Raw genomic sequence first — 16325 nt, forward strand, 5'->3', positions numbered from 1 at the left:
ACTCTGTCAATCAGAGTTGACAGGAGACTGCTATGAGCATCACCACCATTCACACCCTCACGGGAAACGCGGACTCCGAGGATCCCCTCGCCGCGCTCTTCGCGATTGCAGAGCTGAACCGCGAACTCGAACGCTACGAAGAGTTGACGGTGCGGAAGGCGCGTAACCTAGGGTTGTCGTGGCATGAGATTGCCGTGGCCCTCGGCGTGTCCCGACAGGCCGTGCACAAGAGGTACGGGCGGCGCACATGACCGACACACCCGCCCCGTGAGAGTTTTGAGCAGAAAGAACCCATGAGCGACACACCCACCCGCCGTCCCGCGCGACGCGGAGGCCGTCCCGGCCGCGGCGGCACCGGCCCCCGCGCCACATTTGGCCAACTCCTTCCCTACATCTTTGAGCAGCGGGGCACCCTCGCTTTTGTGATCGTGCTGAGCGTACTCGGTGCCGCCGCCACACTCGCCCAGCCCCTGCTCGTCAGTCAGGTGATCACAATCGTGGGCGAGAGCAAACCGCTCGGCCTGCTCGTCTGGCTGCTCGTCGGGCTCGTCGTGGTATCGGGGGTGATCAGCGGCTACCAGCACTATCTCTTGCAACGCATGGGTGAGGGGGTGGTGCTCTCGTCGCGTCGGCGGCTGATCGCGCGCATCCTGAACCTACCCATCAGCGAATTTGATCGCCGCCGCACGGGCGACCTCGTCTCGCGCGTGGGCAGCGATACCACCCTGCTGCGGGCCGTGCTCACCCAGGGGCTCGTCGAGGCCATCGGCGGCTCACTCACATTTATGGGCGCGCTGATAGCGATGTTCCTCCTCGACCCCGTGCTGCTGGGACTCACCGTGCTCGTGATCGCCGTCTCGGTCGTGGCCGTCGTCTCACTCGCCGGCCGTATCCGTGCGGCGAGCGCCGAGGCGCAGAAGCGGGTGGGCGATCTGGCCGCCTCGGTCGAGCGGGCAATCAGCTCGATCCGCACGGTACGCGCCTCCAACGCCACCGAGCGGGAGGCCGCCGCCGTGGCCGAGAACGCCCAGGGCGCGTGGCGGATGGGCATCACGGTGGCCAAGGTCTCTGCGCTCGTCGTGCCCGTGGCTGGTGTGGCCATGCAGGTCTCGTTTCTCGTGGTGCTCGGCATCGGCGGCGCGCGCGTGGCGAGCGGGGACATCACCATCGCCAACCTTGTGGCGTTTATCATCTTCCTGTTCATGATGATCATGCCGCTGGGCCAAGCCTTCGGCGCAATCAGCGCCGTGAACCAAGCGCTCGGCGCACTCGGACGCATCCAAGAGATCATCGCGCTGCCCACCGAGAACCAATTCGACCGCTCCGTGCTGCCCGCCACCACCCTCGCCGCGAGTGCCGTACCCGGTGCCGCGAGCGTGGAGTTCGCGGAGGTGCACTTCACCTACCGCTCAACCGTCACGGTTGAGGGGGTGGACGGCGAGGGCTCAACCGAGTCGATCGTGGAAACCCCCGTGCTGCACGGTGTCTCATTTACCGCGGAGCACGGCACCCGGATCGCATTGGTGGGCCCCTCCGGCGCGGGCAAGAGCACCACACTCAACCTCATCGAACGTTTCTATGACCCGGATTCCGGGGTGATCCGGATGGACGGCGTAGACATTCGCGCCCTGGAACGCACCGAGTTGCGCGCCCAACTCGGCTACGTGGAACAGGACGCCCCCGTGCTGGCCGGAACGCTACGCGACAATCTACGCCTCAACGCGCCCGACGCAACAGACGCAGAGTGCTCGGCCGTGCTGCACGCGGTCAACCTGAGCGAGGTGCTGGAGCGGGACCCGGCCGGGCTCGATGCCGAGGTCGGCGAGAACGGCATTATGCTCTCGGGCGGTGAGAAGCAACGGTTGGCTATTGCCCGCGCGCTCGTGGCGGCCCCGCCCATCCTGCTGCTCGACGAGTCCACCTCCAGCCTCGACGGGGCAAATGAGCGGATGATGCGCGAGGCCATTGACGCGGTCGCGACCGACCGCACGCTCATCGTGATCGCGCATCGACTGTCCACCGTGGTTGACTCCGACAAGATCGTGGTGTTTGAGCACGGCCGGATCGTGGGTGAGGGCACCCACGCCGAACTGATCGAGTCCACCCCGCTGTATCGCAACCTGGCGGAACACCAGCTACTCACCTAACGGTCAGACGGCACCCCGGATGCGCGCTTACCGACCCAGCGCCCACCAGATCAGCAGCAGGGTCACGCCGAACCCCGTGAGCTGGTTGAGCCAGAGGAACCATTTCCAGCCCCGGTTGGCCTCGGGCGAGCGCTCATCCGTGACATTCCAGTGCGGGGCAACGACGAGCAGGTAAGGGATGACGAGGATCGCGGCGAGCGGCCCCGGCCATCCGCTCAGCAGCACCGCCACCCCGGCGAGAGCGTAGGCGACAATCGCGATGCGCGCGGTCACCCTGGCCCCCCACACGGTTGCGGTCGAGGAGATTCCGGCCGCGCGGTCGGCCAGCACATCCTGCACGGCCCCAAACGCGTGGCTCGCGTACCCCCAGAGGAAAAACGCGGCGAGCAGAGCGAGAAGCTGCGGCGTCCAGGCGGCGTCACCGAGCGCAAGACCCACAATCGCCGGGCCCACAAAGTGCAGACTCGACGTAATCGAGTCGGCAACGGGCCGCTCTTTGGTGCGCAACGGCGGCGTCGAGTAGATCAACACGCCCAGCACGCACAGCACCAACAGCAGGCCCGATAGCCAACTGCCCACGGCCAGCAGGTACAGCATCCCGGGCAGCGTGCTGAGGGTTGCGGCGAGGATCACCGGGCGGTGCAGGCGTTTCGGCAGTACGGCCCCCTCCACCCCACCCTTGCGCGGGTTACGCAGATCGGACTCGTAGTCGAACACGTCGTTAATGCCGTACATCAGCAGGTTGTAGGGGACGAGAAAAAACAGCGTACCCACCACGAACGTCACGCTGATGTTCGTGGTGCTCAGTAGGTAGGCGGCGGCAAAGGGGTAGGCGGTGTTGACCCAGCTGATCGGACGGGAGGAGGCGATCACGGTGCGGACATCCGCGGGCTGCCAGCGCCCCACGGCCTCCCACACGACGGGCAGCATCAGGGCGGTGGCGAGCGGATACGCGAAGTCTTCGAGGGGTGCGCGACCCACGGCCACCCCCAGCACGCTGTGGGGTGCGTAGTGGAACAGCCCCACCGCAATCATGAGATTATCGAACACCCCCGTGGCAACGAGAAGCACGGCCAGGGCGAGGCCTGCCGCGGCCCAGGAGACACGGGCACGGCCGAAGACCACGGCCACGAGCGCGATGAGCGCGGCCGCACCGAGCATCACGAGGTCGAGGGCGGCGTAGCTCACGAGGGGTTCCCTCCGTCTCCGCCCACTCCCCCGCGACGGCTCAGCAGCCGCGTTGCCGCCACGTACAGATTCATCGTGAGGTAGCACAGCAGCACGAGGAAGAAGACCTCCTCCACCGGGAACTCCGGGGCCAGGGTCAGACCCGCGAGCAGCGGGCTGTCGCCACGAAAGAAGATACCGAGCCCGATGCCGAGCGCGTCCCAGACCCCCAGGAAAACCACGCCCAGGATGAGCGTTGCGGCGGCCCGCACCGGGCCCCGCCAGAAAAACAGCCGGTAACGCCAATCCAGAATCACCATACAGCCGAGCGTTATAAGCAGCAGCGCGAGATAGACCCCGGGCATCACGGCACCACCTCGGCCGTCATGATCCCGCCCCTACGCTTTCGGTTCGGCTACGGGCCCGTCGGTGCGGTCACCGCGTAGCCGCTTCAGCACCAGCTCGGCACTGATCAGGCACATGGGCAGACCGATACCCGGCACAGTGGTCGCACCCGCGTAGTAGAGGTTGCCCACCCGGGCGGACTCGTTCTTCCCTCGGAAAAATGCGCTCTGACCAGTTGTGTGCGCGAGCCCAAGGGCTGTTCCCCGCCACGAGTGGTAGTCGCGTTCAAAGTCGCGCGGCCCAATCGCCCGCTGCACCACAATGCGCTCGCGCAAATCCGGGATGCCCGCCCACTCCGCAATCTGATCGATCGCGTTATGCGCGATCTCGTCCACGCGTGCGTCCCCCTCGCCGCCCAACCCCGGGTCGGAGGGCACGGGCACGAGCACGAAGAGGTTGCTGGATCCGGCGGGGGCCACGGCCGGGTCGGTCACACTGGGCTGGCAGACGTAGAGCGAGGTGCGCTCGGCCACCCCGGCATCCGGCCCGTAGATGGCCTCGAAGTTATCCTGCCAGCGCTCGGCGAAGAAGAGTGTGTGGTGTTGCAGCTGCGGCAGCTCGCCCTCGACTCCCAAGAAGACGAGCACGGTGCCCGGGCCGGGGACGGCCTTCTCCCACGACTTCTCGGGGCGAGTTTGCAACTCCGGTGGCAGCAGCGCGGTTTCGGTGTGGTGCAGATCGGCGGCGGAGACCACCACCTCGGCGTCAAGGGTCTGCGCAGACCCGGCCGCATCGGCGTAGGCCACACCAGTGGCCAGCGTCACGACGGGCCCAGACCGACCCGAACTCTCCAGCCAGCCGCCCGTGGTCGTCGTGACCTCGGTGACCTCGGCACCGGTCACAATCGTGACCCCGGCGTCCTCAGCGAGCCGCGCCATCGCCTCAATCAGCCGGTAAAATCCGCCCTGCGGATAGTACACGCCGTCGGTCAGATCGAGGTGGCTCATTAGGTGGTACATCGCGGGCGCCTGAAACGGCGACGAGCCCAGAAAAACGGCCGGGTAGCCCAGGATACGCAACAATCGCGGATCGCTAAAATACCTGCTCGCAAAGCTGTTAAGCGGTTGTAGCAGTAATCGAACGAGCTTACCTGCTCGGCGCAGCACCGCGGGGGTGCGGAACGAGGAGAACGTCTCAAAGTTGGTGTACAGAAACTTCTCCACCGCCACCGCGTAGGTATCGCGGGCAGACTCCACGTAGCGGTCGAAGTTGCGACCGGAACCCGGCTCGATGCGCTCGAACGTGCGCCGGTTGCGCTCCCTGTCGCCCACAATATCCACGGGCTCGCGATACTCCTCGAAGATCACGCGGTACCCGGGGTCGAGCTTCACCAATTCGAGCTGTTCGGCGGCGCTGGTACCCATCAGCCGAAAAAAGTGGTCGAAAACCTCGGGCATGAGGTACCAGGACGGCCCCACATCGAAACGAAAGCCGTCTTTTTCCCAGGTGTTGGTGCGCCCACCCACCGTGGCGTTCTTCTCCAGCAGGGTCACCGAGTGGCCGTCCCGCGCGAGCAGACCGGCCGTAGCAAGCCCCGCGATGCCACCGCCAATCACCACGACGGACCGGTTGGATGCCACCGTCACGTCCCGAGCGCGCCCCCGGGCCCTCATCGCTGCCACCGCCGCGCGGGCGCGCCGACCAGGACCCGAGCGGCAACGGCTGCCTTGACCGGGGTGGATAACCGCACGCGGGTGGTGAGGAGCGTCGCAGCGGGGGCGCGGCGCAGCCGGGCGGCGAGCCCGGCGAAGAGTTCGGTCGCCAACAGCACCGCGCTCTGGCAGGGTCGGGGCAGTAGCGGGATACTCTCCCGGGCAATCCGCACGTCGTTGTCGATGTCGTCAATAATCACTTTTTTGTCGCTTTCACTCAGGTGTTCCACGTCAACGCCAGGAAAGTAGTTGCGCCCCAGTCCGTCTACATCGGCGGCCAGATCGCGCAGAAAGTTGACCTTTTGAAACGCAGCCCCCAGATGCCGGGCACCCTCGTCGATCACGGCGCGCTCCGCCTCCGTGCGTACGCCGGTGGGCGAGTTGGCCAGAAAAACAGCAACGCACATCAGCCCGACCACCTCGGCCGAGCCGTAAATGTAGGCCCGGATGCTCGCCGTGTCATGCGCCACACACGTCAGGTCGGCCCGCATGGACGCAAAAAACGGCTCGATCAGGTCGCGGCCGATGCCCGCGCGACGCGCGGTCTGCGCGAATGAATGCACCACCAGGTTGCTGCTGAACCCGCTGGACACGGCAGCGTAGGTTTCACGTTCGAGGGCATCCAGCAGCTCGCACTGGGCCGCAACGGTGAGGCCCGAGGCCGCAGCCGGGCCGTCCACGATCTCGTCGGCGATGCGCACGAGCGCGTACACCTGCGCGATGTCGCGGCGGGTGAGCCGGGGCAGCAGCGAACTGGCCACCCCGAACGAGGTGGAGTACTGGCGTAGCACCGTGCGCGAGTTTCGCGCGGCCACCTCGGTGTAGAGGTCAAGCCCTGTGCGCACGACCATCAGGCGGCCCGCGCGGCCAGGCTACGCATTGTGCTGCGCAGCAGTTCGCCGAGAGCGGCGGGCATATCCTCACCGAGAGTCAGCAGATCGGCCCGCTCCACATGTTCTGCTTCCAGCCGTTCCAGGAAAGCCCGGGCACCGCACTCATCGAGGGCCGTGCGCACGGCGGCAAGCTCGCTCGAGTCCACATCCTCCCGGTGGCGCATCTCTTCCACGAGTGGCCAGGCGTCGGTGCCGCGGGCGAAAATCATCAGCGGGGTGTTTTTCCCGCCGCGCAGGTCGCTCAGCACGCTCTTCCCCGTCACGGCACTATCACCGTAGAGGCCGAGAAAGTCATCCCTGAGCTGATAGGCAGTGCCCAGCATCAGACCAAAGTCACCCACAAGCGCAGCCAGGTCAGCGGAACCACCGGCCAGTAATACGCCCGCCCGCAGCGGCGCACCAAAGGAATACACAGCGGTTTTATGGGTGGCCATGGTGATCACATTGTCGAGCGTGAGTTCTTCGGGACTCCGCACGCTGTAGCTCACATCGGCCTGCTCACCCGCCGCGGTCACGTAGAGAGCATACTCAAAGAGGTCGAGTAGCTGCCTGCGCACGGGCTCAGGGATGCTCGCCACAGCCAGGTACCGCTGGGCGTGCGTCAGCATGAGGTCGCCACCGATCAACGCCGAAGACTCGGCCCAGTGCCGCGCGGTCGCGTAGTCGAGGCCGTCGCGCTGCGCATGAGAGAGGAACTGCCCGGTCACGTTCAGCTGACCGCGGCGCAAGACATCGCCGTCAATGATGTCATCGTGAATCACAAAGGCCGTGTGCAGTAGCTCAAACGCCAACCCCACCGCGGTGGCGTGCCCCACGTTGCGCCCGCCGAGCGCCGCGTAGGTTTCGTGCACCAGACGGGAGCGGATGCGTTTGCCGCCGTGGCTGACGGCGCGAAGGGCATCCCAGAGCCGCACGTAGGACTCGTCGTAGTCGCGCGCCCGCGCGCACTGCTCCCGAAAAAAACGGTTCAACTCGCGATCAAGTGCCTCACGGTAGGCCACGGAGCTATCCAGCTCGGCGCTATCTAGTTGTACGGTCGCAGCCATCAAGCACCCGCCTCAAGCGGCCCGGGCTGCACATCTGAGCTGGCTTCGACATAGCCAAGGTGTTCCATCTGCAACACAAACCAGGGGCTAAATGCCCACGGTGCCGCGCGGACTGCGGTGCGCAGGTCGTCGGGGCGCACCCAGCGATGCTCAACAACCTCGTGCGGGTTCACCTCAAGAGCATCCGTGGTGTAGGCGCTGTAGACAGGGCAAATCTCATTCTCAACCACACCGCTCGGGTCGGTGGCCCGGTAGCGGAACAGCGGGAGAATCGGCTCAATCCGCTCCAGCGTGACGCCCAGTTCGTGATAGGCCCGGCGCTCAACGGCCGCGATCATGGACTCGGCCGGTAAAGGATGCCCGCAAAACGAGTTGGTCCACACCCCCGGCCACGCAGCCTTGCTGAGCGCGCGGCGGGTGACCAGCATCTCACCGTGCTGGTTGGTGAGGTGGCAGGAAAAGGCCAGATGAAGCGCCGTGTCGGTGCCGTGGATGCTCAGCTTCGAGGCCGTTCCGATAGGTGTCCCTGCGTCGTCCACGAGGACCACATCTTCGGCTGTGTCAACAGTATCTGCGGACATCGTTCCCCCTCGAAAGTAATTAGTTAGCCTAGCTAGTAAATAAGCTATCATGAGGCGACAGCATGGAAAGCTACAGTTGAAAAAATGAGCACATCGCGCTATTGGTTCTCCTCTTTCAGGGACCGGCCGGCTGATCCCCGCGCCCTCGACACGAGTCGGCAGATCATGGACCGCGAGAACCTGAGCGATGCGGATATCGACCACACCGTCGAGTTGCTTAACGCGCTGCGCCGCTGGCGCGAGACCGACCAGCAGATGCGCCAATCCACCCAATCCGATATGAACCTGGGTGAAAACGACATGAAGGCGCTGCGCTTCCTGATCGCCGCCCAGGCCAACAACCGCGCCGTCACCCCCACAGAGCTCACTCACCACCTCGGCATCTCCTCAGCCTCAACCACCAAGCTCCTCGACCGACTCGCAGCCTCCGGGCACGTCACACGCAACCCGCACCCGCGAGATCGACGCGCCGTGCTGCTCACTGTGACGGCGGAATCACACCGCCAGATCCGAGCCACCCTGGGCTCGCGCCACTCACAAATGTTTGATGTGGCGGCCAGACTCAGCCCAGAAAACCGCGACACCATCATCCACTTCCTCACCGCCCTCAGCGACGTTAACGCCACAGATCCCCCCGATCACTAAATACCGACATACCGGCACCGTTAGTGCTGTACTCAGCATAACCACATCCCGAAGATGATTGGATGGGGTGTGACAGATTTAAGCCCCACCGCAACAAAAAGTGCAGGACCGCCACCCATTACCGAAAAGAATTCACCCCCTGCGGATACCGCACGAAAACTTCCGTGGCACATCCTCCTGCTGCTCGGCCTTGTGGGAACGGCCCTCTCCGCAGCTTGGTCGTGGAACCCTTCGCTCTGGGGCGACGAGGCGGCCAGCATCATGTCGGCGCAACGCTCGTGGGACTCCCTGGGGAGGATGCTGACCACCGTTGACGCCGTGCACGGGCTGTACTACTCGTTTCTGCACCTGTGGATCGACGTGTTTGGGGCTTCCCCTTTCTCCGTCCGCTTCCCGAGCGCCCTCGGCATCGGTGCTGGGACCGTGGGCGTGGCCATCCTGGGTAATCGGCTAGCACGGCCGAGCGTCGGTGTACTCGCCGCCGCCGTCTTCATGATCCTGCCCCGCTCCACGTTCAACGGCTCCGAGGCCCGCCAATACGCCTTCATTACGGCCCTGGTCGTCTGGCTCACCATCTACGTTATCTCTCTCGTGGCCAAGCGGGAGACTCGCTTCTGGCCCTGGGCTGGATTCACCGCCCTCTTTGCCCTGTCCTGCGTCCTCTTTATTTACACGGCCCTCTTCTCCGTGGTTTTTGGCGCGATCATACTTCTCATGAGACCGGGACGTGCCATGGTCCTACGAGCCGCATCCGCCATCGCGGTGGGCGGTATCCTCGCCATACCCGTGGTGTACATTTCTTTCACCGAGCGCGCCCAGGTTGCATTCCTCCACTCACGTTGGGGCTACAACCTCAAGAACGTCTTCATCTCGCCGTGGTTCATTGACCAGCGCCTCGCGGCGCTCTGCTGGGGCATCATCGTGATCGGGTTGGCCATCGGAATCGCCACCCTCCTCCGTGCACGCACCGGTGCGTCCGTGAACGAGAATGTTCTCGAACTCTATCGTCCGGCAGCCGCGGGACTACCCACCCTCCTCACGGTGGCGGGGCTGTCGCTCGTAACACCCTCCGTGCTCCTCGCCCTCGGGAACACCCAGACCCCCATGTACTCACCGCGCTACCTGTCGTTCACCTCGACCGCGATCGCGCTCCTGATCGGCCTCGGCATCGCCACGATTTCCCGTGCGATTCGCCAGCGCTGGGTGGCCGTACTACTCGCCGCGGCAATCGTGGCCGCAGCAACACCCGCCTACCTCACCCAGCGCGGAGATTTCTCCAAAAACGGTGGCACCGACTGGAACGCGGTGAGCGCCACCCTCTCGGACCAGGCCTCCCCCGGCGACGCGGTCATCTTCGACCAGTTCACCCGCAACGCCCGCAAACCCCGCCTGGCCAAGTACCTGTACCCGGAAGGCTTCGAGGGGCTGATCGACGTAGGCCTCAAGACGCCCCACCAGGAGACAGACGGGTTGTGGGATACGGTGTATTCACGCGCCGACACGATCGAGCGTCTCAACGACGTCCCCACCGTGTGGTTGATTTTGACCGACGAACGATACTCCGATGACGTCGCAAAACGGGATGCCTATATTCCCGCGCTGGAAGATGCCGGTTACACGGTCGTTGACGAGATCACGATCAACCGCACCATTATCTACAAGTTGACACGAGGCTAACCCATGACGACTCGCACTGTAGTGATTATCCCCACCTACAATGAAATCGAAAACCTACCCCTCATCGTGGGTCGGGTGCGTGCGGCGACCCCCGAGGTTGACATCCTCGTGGTGGATGACAACTCCCCCGATGGCACGGGCGCTCTCGCCGACGAGCTCGCCGCAGAGGATCACCACATCCGAGTGCTGCATCGCCAGGGTAAAGAGGGTCTCGGGGCCGCGTACAAGGAAGCCTTCGTCTGGGCCCTCGACCAGGGCTACACCCGGCTGGTCGAGATGGATGCCGACGGCTCGCACGCCCCCGAGCAGCTCCCCGACCTACTGGCCGCGGCCTACAACGCGGATGTGGTGCTAGGGTCGCGCTGGATTCCCGGCGGCGGCGTGGTCAACTGGCCGCTCCACCGCCAGTTACTTTCGCGCGGCGGCAGCCTGTACTCGCGCATCATGCTGGGCTTACCCGCTAAGGATGTCACGGGCGGCTACCGCGTGTTCAGCGCGCACGCAATCGAGACCATCCGGCTAGAGACGGTGCACAGCCAGGGCTACGGCTTCCAGGTGGATATGCTCTGGCACGCGCATCGCGTGGGTCTACGCATCGTCGAGGTTCCCATCACGTTTGTGGAGCGTGAGTTGGGCGAGTCGAAAATCTCGGGCGGAATCGTGGTGGAGGCTATGCTGCGGGTAACCGGCTGGGGCATCCGCTACCTGCCCAGCCGGTTGAGCCGCAAATCCAAGCCGGTACCGGCGGAGGCCCAGCGCTAGTTCACCCAGCGAATCCAGAATGATTGGCGCTGCATGAAAACAGAGTTCTGGGCATTCCGAGACACGGCAAAATAGGTGTCGTTGAGCCAGCCATAGTTCCAGGTGTGGGCCCCGGTACGGAGTCCGGTTGCGGTGTTGACCGAGAAGGCAGCATTAGTGCTTGCCGCGGTGACGAGCTGGGTTCGACTGGCATCCGGGTCTGTCGCACAGGTGGCTCCGGCCTGGTAACCGAACCCAAAGTTGGTGTTCCAGACAGACTCGTGGATAGCCCGGTGATCGGGATGTGTATAGACGGCGCACGACCCGTAAACACTATTAGCAAAGCTGGTAACAAGGTTCCAGTTGGGCAGGGTGGAATTGATGCCGAGCGCCGTGCGGTTGTCACGCACCGTCTTGACGGCCCAGGTGACCTCGGCCGCGGTGAGATCACCGTCACCGAGGTTAAAGGCAATTGCCGCACCCCGGCCCTGCGTATCGACCCAGACCTTTGCGCTCCTGTCGGTGACTGTTGTGGACCCGTCTACCCGCGAGATTGCCGTGCCGTTGGCGGGGAACGGCCCCACTGTGGTGCCGGCCGCCCAGCTTCCGGGAATTGACGGGTCCGTCTTGGACATATCGGTGAAGAAACTCAACCAGGAGTTGAGCCGGGCGTTATCACACGATGCCGTCCACTTATCGGTTGGCTTGGGGGTGGGGGCCTTCTCCAGGCCGACCTGGTACGCCTGTGAGGCGGGGGTACAGTAGCCGGTCTCGTCACCCCGAGTCACGGTGATAAAAACCTTGTAATTGTCGGGGCTGTTCTCCACGAGCGACCAGGCTTCGAACTCGTCATCAGGGTGTGGGATGACGATGTAGCTCACCTTGTCCGGAGCGGACGCGGCCACGGCCGGAGTGACCGCAGGCGGGCTCATGAGAGCAGCGCCACACGCCGCAACGGTGGCGAGGGCGGCGAAGACCAGGCGGGCTGGGTGAGGCGTACGAGACATGGAAATACCTTCCGGTTGCATTGTGCGCTAAAGATACCATGTGGGCGACCAGTGAACCGTCGAAGCCTACCGCTGAAATGCATCCCCACCCCGCCACCTGGCTAGTTGATGAGCGTCGCCACGAGCGTGATCTCAACGCCCGTGAGGGCCTGCGAAACGGGGCAACCCGCCTTCGCGCCCTCGGCAAACGTCTGGAAGGTGTCGGCGTCAATGCCGGGAACGGTCGCGGCAACGGCCAGGTTGCTCGACGTGATGCCTGTTCCCGGCGCAAAAACAACGCGGGCCGTGGTGGTGAGACGGTCGGGCGGCGTGCCGTTCTGCGCAAGTTCGTGCGCGAGGGCCATATTGAAACAGGCGGCGTGGGCCGCCCCCAGTAATTCTTCGGGAGTCGTTACCGTGCGCGAGCCCTCGGAGCGGGCCTTCCAGGTAACCTCCATCTCGGCAGAGTCTGACGAATCGAGGTGCACCGAGCCAGAGCCCTCCGCAAGAGAGCCCGACCACTGTGCAGTTGCTGCGCTGGTGATTGCCATAAGTGTGTCCTTTCACAACATCGCGGGGATGTGCCCACCCTACCGGCGCAGGATCCGTCTGGCTATGGCGAGGTGGCGGGGGCCAGCATCCCGAGCAGCATCACGAGCATCCCCACCGCCATCACAAGGGTGTGGCCCAGTTCGAGGCGGTGGGCGGCGCAGCGGGTACGCTGTCGGCGGGGAGCACCGGATGCGGCATCCCGTGCGGTCGCAACGGACAAGACTGGACGGGTGCGCCAGGCGCAGGCAGCAGGAACGACCAGAAGCGCAAGGACGAGGATACCCGCGAGCAGTAACAGCACGCCCGAGAAGGCACCGGACGCACTCCCGTGGGAGGCGTGGCCGGTCGGCGGGAGGGCGACGTGCACGGTATCTGCGCGGGCAGACCCGGGAATCATGAGTGCCCACATCGCGGCCATGAGCACAAAACCCAGGCCGTGCACGGCGGTGAGAGTGGACCCGGGGTGTCGGCGCGACGTCAGCATTCCGACAGCCAGAAGAACGACAATCCAGAGGAGGGCTGGCAGCAGGCGTCCGCCGAGGAATAGCATATCGATCACGGAGGTGAGCATGATGGCCTCTGCCCCGAGCGAGGCCCACGGGACTCCGTGGCGGCGCACCCGATGGACAGCGAACACCCCCGCGACGAGGGCGCAGGCGAGGGCGAGCGGGGGCAGAGCAGCCAACAGGGGTGCGGCCATAAGGGTGTTCATGGCGGGGTTGGGCTCTGAACAACGGCACGGCAGGTGATCACAGAATCCCCCTCGGGTGTGGGCGGCGGTGCCCTCTGCCCTCGACCCTACCCGGGGCGCGGGCGCGGGGTGGATACGCTGCGCGGACGGTCATGCAGCGTGCGCGGAGCGTCACACCGCCGCGGCCCGCACGAGCGGCGGGCCGCGCATCCGCCTAGCTCGACGGCCGGTTTAGGAACGCCCGCACCCGCGCACGCACCGGTTCTCGGTCATAACTTTTGAGGAGTGCTCCGGCCATGCGCACCGGGTCGCCGAAGAAGAAGTACTCGTACAGCGATTGGCGGCCCGAGAATCCGCTGATGCTCGCGTCGCTCGCCAGCTTAAACAGCTTGACCCGTTCGGGGCCGGTGAGGCTCTTCGCCTGAAGGTAACGTTCGATATCGGGCAGGGCATTACTCGCGATATCCGCCTCTCCCGGCAGCGCCATCAGGCCGGAGGCGGCAAACTTACGGATGATCTCCGGGAAACGTTGCGCGATCTTCGGGTACCAGTTGCGGGCCGCGTTGAGTGTGTCCCACTTGGGCAGCAGTACGCCAAACTCGTTCAACTCGGCGTCTGCCTCGGCGGCCCGCAACAGGGCCTTGCCGATCTCAACATCGGTAATGAGCTCGGCCAGATCCTCCTGGATGTGCTGGAAACCGTCAATGCCGATCGAGTCGGCGATCTCCGAGGCCAGGCCCAGGAAAAACTCGCTCTTGGCGATTGTGCGGGTGACAACCTGGTGGGTCATCAGGGCACCGGCACCCGTCTCCGAGTAGAAGCCGTTGCAGAGCTCGGGGTGTCCGAGCAGGAAAATGCGTTCCTTCGGCACAAAGACGTTGTCGAAGACCACAACGGCATCCATCTCCTCGTAGCGGGCCGCGAGGGGCTCGTCGAAGGTGCTGCCACCATTGTGCAGGCTCGTGCGGCACAGGTAGCGCACACCGGGAGCATCGTTGGGGATCGCAAACGCGTACGAGTAGGGTGCGTCCTCGGGGCCGCCACGCAGCACGGTGGAGGGGAAGACGAGGAGCTCGTCGGCGATGGGGGCGACCGTGGCGAGCATCCGGGCGCCGTGCACAACGATGCCGTCTTCACGCTCCTCCACGATGCGCGCGGCCAACTGGCCACCGCCCTGCTGCGCGGCCGACTCGGACCGGTTCACCTGCGGCGGAATCAGCGTGTGGGTGGCGAGCAGGTCGTTCTCGCGGCAGTACTCGTAATAGTTGCGGATGTTTTCACCAAACTGCGGGTCGGCCTGGGCAAACCATTTCTCGGCCGAGGCCAACGCGGTCAGCGAGCTGTTCATGTAGTCGCCGGAGCGGCCCAGGAAACCGTGCGAGTATTCGGCCCAGGTGCGGATGGCCTCGCGCCGGTGGGCCAGTTCCTCCGGTGTCGTGGGGCGCAGGAAGGAGGCGTTGACCGGGTCTCCGGTGGTGGGCGAGGTGTAGGTGAGCGCGGCCCGGTGCTCGGGGGCATGCTGAAGATCGAACAGTTCGGCGTAGGTGCGGGCCACAGTGGCGAAGGCGGGATGATCGGCAATATTTTCGGTGACGACCTCACCGTCGATAACCACGTGCGGGCGCATCGAGTTGAGCTTGTCAAGGTACTGCTGTCCGGTTCTGATTCCCACGGGTGTACTCCTTTGTCGCGGTGTGGATGGGGTCTAGGGGTAAAACTAAAAAATGTCTTCATGGCCAGCGGCAGCCTCCGGGATGGCCGTGAACTGCCCGTTCACAAAGCCCAGGGCGTCCCCCGCGCGGTAACCGTAGTCCTGCACCTCGCCGAGGAAAAGCGTGTGGTCGCCACCGTCGTAGTCGGCCCAGGGAGTGCAGGTGAAGTAGGAGAGGGTTCCAGCCAACCGGGGGGCGACGCCGCCCTCAATCCAGGAGGGCTCGGCCGCGGGTTTACCCGCGAAGTGCAGGGCCAGGGCACGCTGCTCGGAGCCGAGGATATTGACGGCAAACGGTTTACCGACCAGCTCATCGTGTGAGCGGGTGCTGCGGGCGATGCTCACGAGCACGAGCGGCGGGTCCATCGAGACGGAGGTGAACGAGTTGACGGTCATCCCGTGGACGCCGGATTCACCCTCAAAGGTGACAATCGCCACCCCGGTGGCGAAGCGGCCCAGGCTGCCCCGAAAGAAGTGCTGAGGCGGGCGATAGAGCTTGGACTCGGGGCGGAATCCCGCAGACCGGTCGGGCGTAGCAATCATCGTTGATTCCTTACTGAGGGGTGAATGTTCATTATTTGAACATTGAATTCTATTATTGAACGAAAGACTAGGGGCATTTGCGGAGTCCCGCAAGCCCGCGCGCATTGCTCACCACCCGCAACCGCCCATCGTGCGCGAGAATGGAGCAATCATGGTCACCCACTCCGAGCCGCAGCGCGATACTTCCAGCCACGCCCAGACCCTGTCTCGGGGAATCGTAGCGATCGAAATCCTGGCCGCATCCCCGCACCCCCTCAGCATCGACGAACTCGCCGCTGAACTGGGGGTTCACCGCTCGGTGGCGTACCGCATACTGCGCACGCTGGAAGATCACGGCATCGTCCAGCGCAGCGAATCAGGATTGCTCGCCCTGGGCCCGCGCCTCGCAACACTCGCGAGAGGGGTGTACCGCGACCTCCAAACGGCGGCGCTGCCCGAGCTCACGGCAATTACTCAGGATCTGGGGATGACCGCCTTCATCGCCGTGCTTGACCGCGCCGAGTGCATCACCCTCACGAGCGTCGAACCGCAACAAACCCACGCAACGGTGGCCCAGCGCCCCGGAACCAAGCACTCCTTGGCGGTGGGGGCCCCGGGACTGGCCATCCAGAGCATTCTCGGGGCGGATGCCACAGCCCGCCTCACCGATGCGCGCAGCCCCGCAGAGCTACAGGAAATCCGCACTCGAGGGTATGCCACGAGCCACAATGAGGTGATAGCGGGGCTGCACTCGGTGGCGGTTCCACTCAGTATTCCCGCACACAGCCCGGGAGCGCTCGCGGTGGTCTATGTGGCTACCACCCACGATGATCAGGAGATTGGCACCCGGCTGGCCGCCTCGGTGCCGCGCATCATCAACGCGCTGCGGTAGCTCCGCCCCGAGGCAAC

At 64.8% G+C, this 16325-nt stretch carries 17 protein-coding genes; 6 read left to right on the plus strand and 11 right to left on the minus strand.

The genetic code is table 11. The features are described 5' to 3' along the window. Positions 1-32 precede the first annotated feature (32 nt). The gene (locus FB466_RS08445; protein ID WP_141917583.1) at positions 33-251 is read left to right on the plus strand and encodes a hypothetical protein; all 219 of its coding nucleotides are present in this window, start codon (positions 33-35) and stop codon (positions 249-251) included. Positions 252-293: 42 nt separating this feature from the next. Further along, positions 294-2147 (plus strand): ABC transporter ATP-binding protein, encoded by a 1854-nt coding sequence (locus tag FB466_RS08450; protein ID WP_141917584.1) that lies wholly within the window; start codon positions 294-296, stop codon positions 2145-2147. 27 nt (positions 2148-2174) lie between these two features. Here FB466_RS08450 and FB466_RS08455 read toward each other — a convergent pair whose 3' ends face one another. The 6 genes from FB466_RS08455 to idi are packed head-to-tail and all read right to left on the minus strand — an operon-like array spanning position 2175 to position 7891. Next, entirely contained in the window at positions 2175-3335 is a 1161-nt protein-coding gene (locus tag FB466_RS08455) for a prenyltransferase (RefSeq protein WP_246054588.1), read from the minus strand. Beyond that, complete coding sequence (locus FB466_RS08460; RefSeq protein WP_141917586.1) at positions 3332-3679, minus strand: lycopene cyclase domain-containing protein; 348 nt, start codon at positions 3677-3679, stop codon at positions 3332-3334. The genes FB466_RS08455 and FB466_RS08460 overlap by 4 nt, the downstream gene beginning before the upstream one ends. A gap of 33 nt (positions 3680-3712) precedes the next feature. Continuing rightward, positions 3713-5299, minus strand: a complete 1587-nt coding sequence (gene crtI, locus FB466_RS08465; protein ID WP_246054589.1) for a phytoene desaturase family protein — start codon at positions 5297-5299, stop codon at positions 3713-3715. 29 nt (positions 5300-5328) lie between these two features. Beyond that, positions 5329-6222 (minus strand): phytoene/squalene synthase family protein, encoded by an 894-nt coding sequence (locus FB466_RS08470; protein ID WP_141917589.1) that lies wholly within the window; start codon positions 6220-6222, stop codon positions 5329-5331. Continuing rightward, entirely contained in the window at positions 6222-7310 is a 1089-nt protein-coding gene (locus FB466_RS08475) for a polyprenyl synthetase family protein (RefSeq protein ID WP_141917591.1), read from the minus strand. The genes FB466_RS08470 and FB466_RS08475 overlap by 1 nt, the downstream gene beginning before the upstream one ends. Then, entirely contained in the window at positions 7310-7891 is a 582-nt protein-coding gene (gene idi / locus FB466_RS08480) for an isopentenyl-diphosphate Delta-isomerase (protein WP_141917592.1), read from the minus strand. The genes FB466_RS08475 and idi overlap by 1 nt, the downstream gene beginning before the upstream one ends. Positions 7892-7975: 84 nt before the next feature. On the opposite strand from idi, the gene FB466_RS08485 reads away from it, so the two are divergent. The 3 genes from FB466_RS08485 to FB466_RS08495 all read left to right on the plus strand — a co-directional run bounded on the left by FB466_RS08485 (position 7976) and on the right by FB466_RS08495 (position 10975). Then, on the plus strand, positions 7976-8536 hold the full coding sequence (locus tag FB466_RS08485; RefSeq protein ID WP_141917594.1) for a MarR family winged helix-turn-helix transcriptional regulator: 561 nt from the start codon (positions 7976-7978) through the stop codon (positions 8534-8536). A gap of 69 nt (positions 8537-8605) precedes the next feature. Then, complete coding sequence (locus FB466_RS08490) at positions 8606-10213, plus strand: glycosyltransferase family 39 protein (RefSeq protein ID WP_170206082.1); 1608 nt, start codon at positions 8606-8608, stop codon at positions 10211-10213. Positions 10214-10216: 3 nt separating this feature from the next. Next, positions 10217-10975: a polyprenol monophosphomannose synthase gene (locus tag FB466_RS08495; RefSeq protein ID WP_141917597.1), complete on the plus strand. Its 759-nt coding sequence runs from the start codon at positions 10217-10219 to the stop codon at positions 10973-10975. On the opposite strand, the gene FB466_RS08500 is transcribed toward FB466_RS08495, so the two are convergent. From FB466_RS08500 to FB466_RS08520, 5 genes are all read right to left on the minus strand, one after another. Then, on the minus strand, positions 10972-11961 hold the full coding sequence (locus FB466_RS08500; RefSeq protein ID WP_141917598.1) for a hypothetical protein: 990 nt from the start codon (positions 11959-11961) through the stop codon (positions 10972-10974). The genes FB466_RS08495 and FB466_RS08500 overlap by 4 nt on opposite strands. A gap of 101 nt (positions 11962-12062) precedes the next feature. Next, complete coding sequence (locus FB466_RS08505) at positions 12063-12491, minus strand: OsmC family peroxiredoxin (RefSeq protein WP_141917600.1); 429 nt, start codon at positions 12489-12491, stop codon at positions 12063-12065. A gap of 62 nt (positions 12492-12553) precedes the next feature. Then, complete coding sequence (locus tag FB466_RS08510) at positions 12554-13204, minus strand: hypothetical protein (protein ID WP_141917602.1); 651 nt, start codon at positions 13202-13204, stop codon at positions 12554-12556. 193 nt (positions 13205-13397) lie between these two features. Then, on the minus strand, positions 13398-14855 hold the full coding sequence (gene hpaB / locus FB466_RS08515; RefSeq protein ID WP_141917603.1) for a 4-hydroxyphenylacetate 3-monooxygenase, oxygenase component: 1458 nt from the start codon (positions 14853-14855) through the stop codon (positions 13398-13400). 45 nt (positions 14856-14900) lie between these two features. After that, positions 14901-15437: a flavin reductase family protein gene (locus FB466_RS08520; protein ID WP_141917605.1), complete on the minus strand. Its 537-nt coding sequence runs from the start codon at positions 15435-15437 to the stop codon at positions 14901-14903. A 55-nt stretch (positions 15438-15492) separates the two neighbouring features. Here FB466_RS08520 and FB466_RS08525 point away from each other — a divergent pair, with 55 nt between their 5' ends. Then, positions 15493-16308, plus strand: a complete 816-nt coding sequence (locus FB466_RS08525) for an IclR family transcriptional regulator (RefSeq protein ID WP_246054590.1) — start codon at positions 15493-15495, stop codon at positions 16306-16308. Positions 16309-16325: the final 17 nt, after the last annotated feature.

The organism is Klugiella xanthotipulae, assembly GCF_006716695.1.
GTDB lineage: Bacteria > Actinomycetota > Actinomycetes > Actinomycetales > Microbacteriaceae > Klugiella > Klugiella xanthotipulae.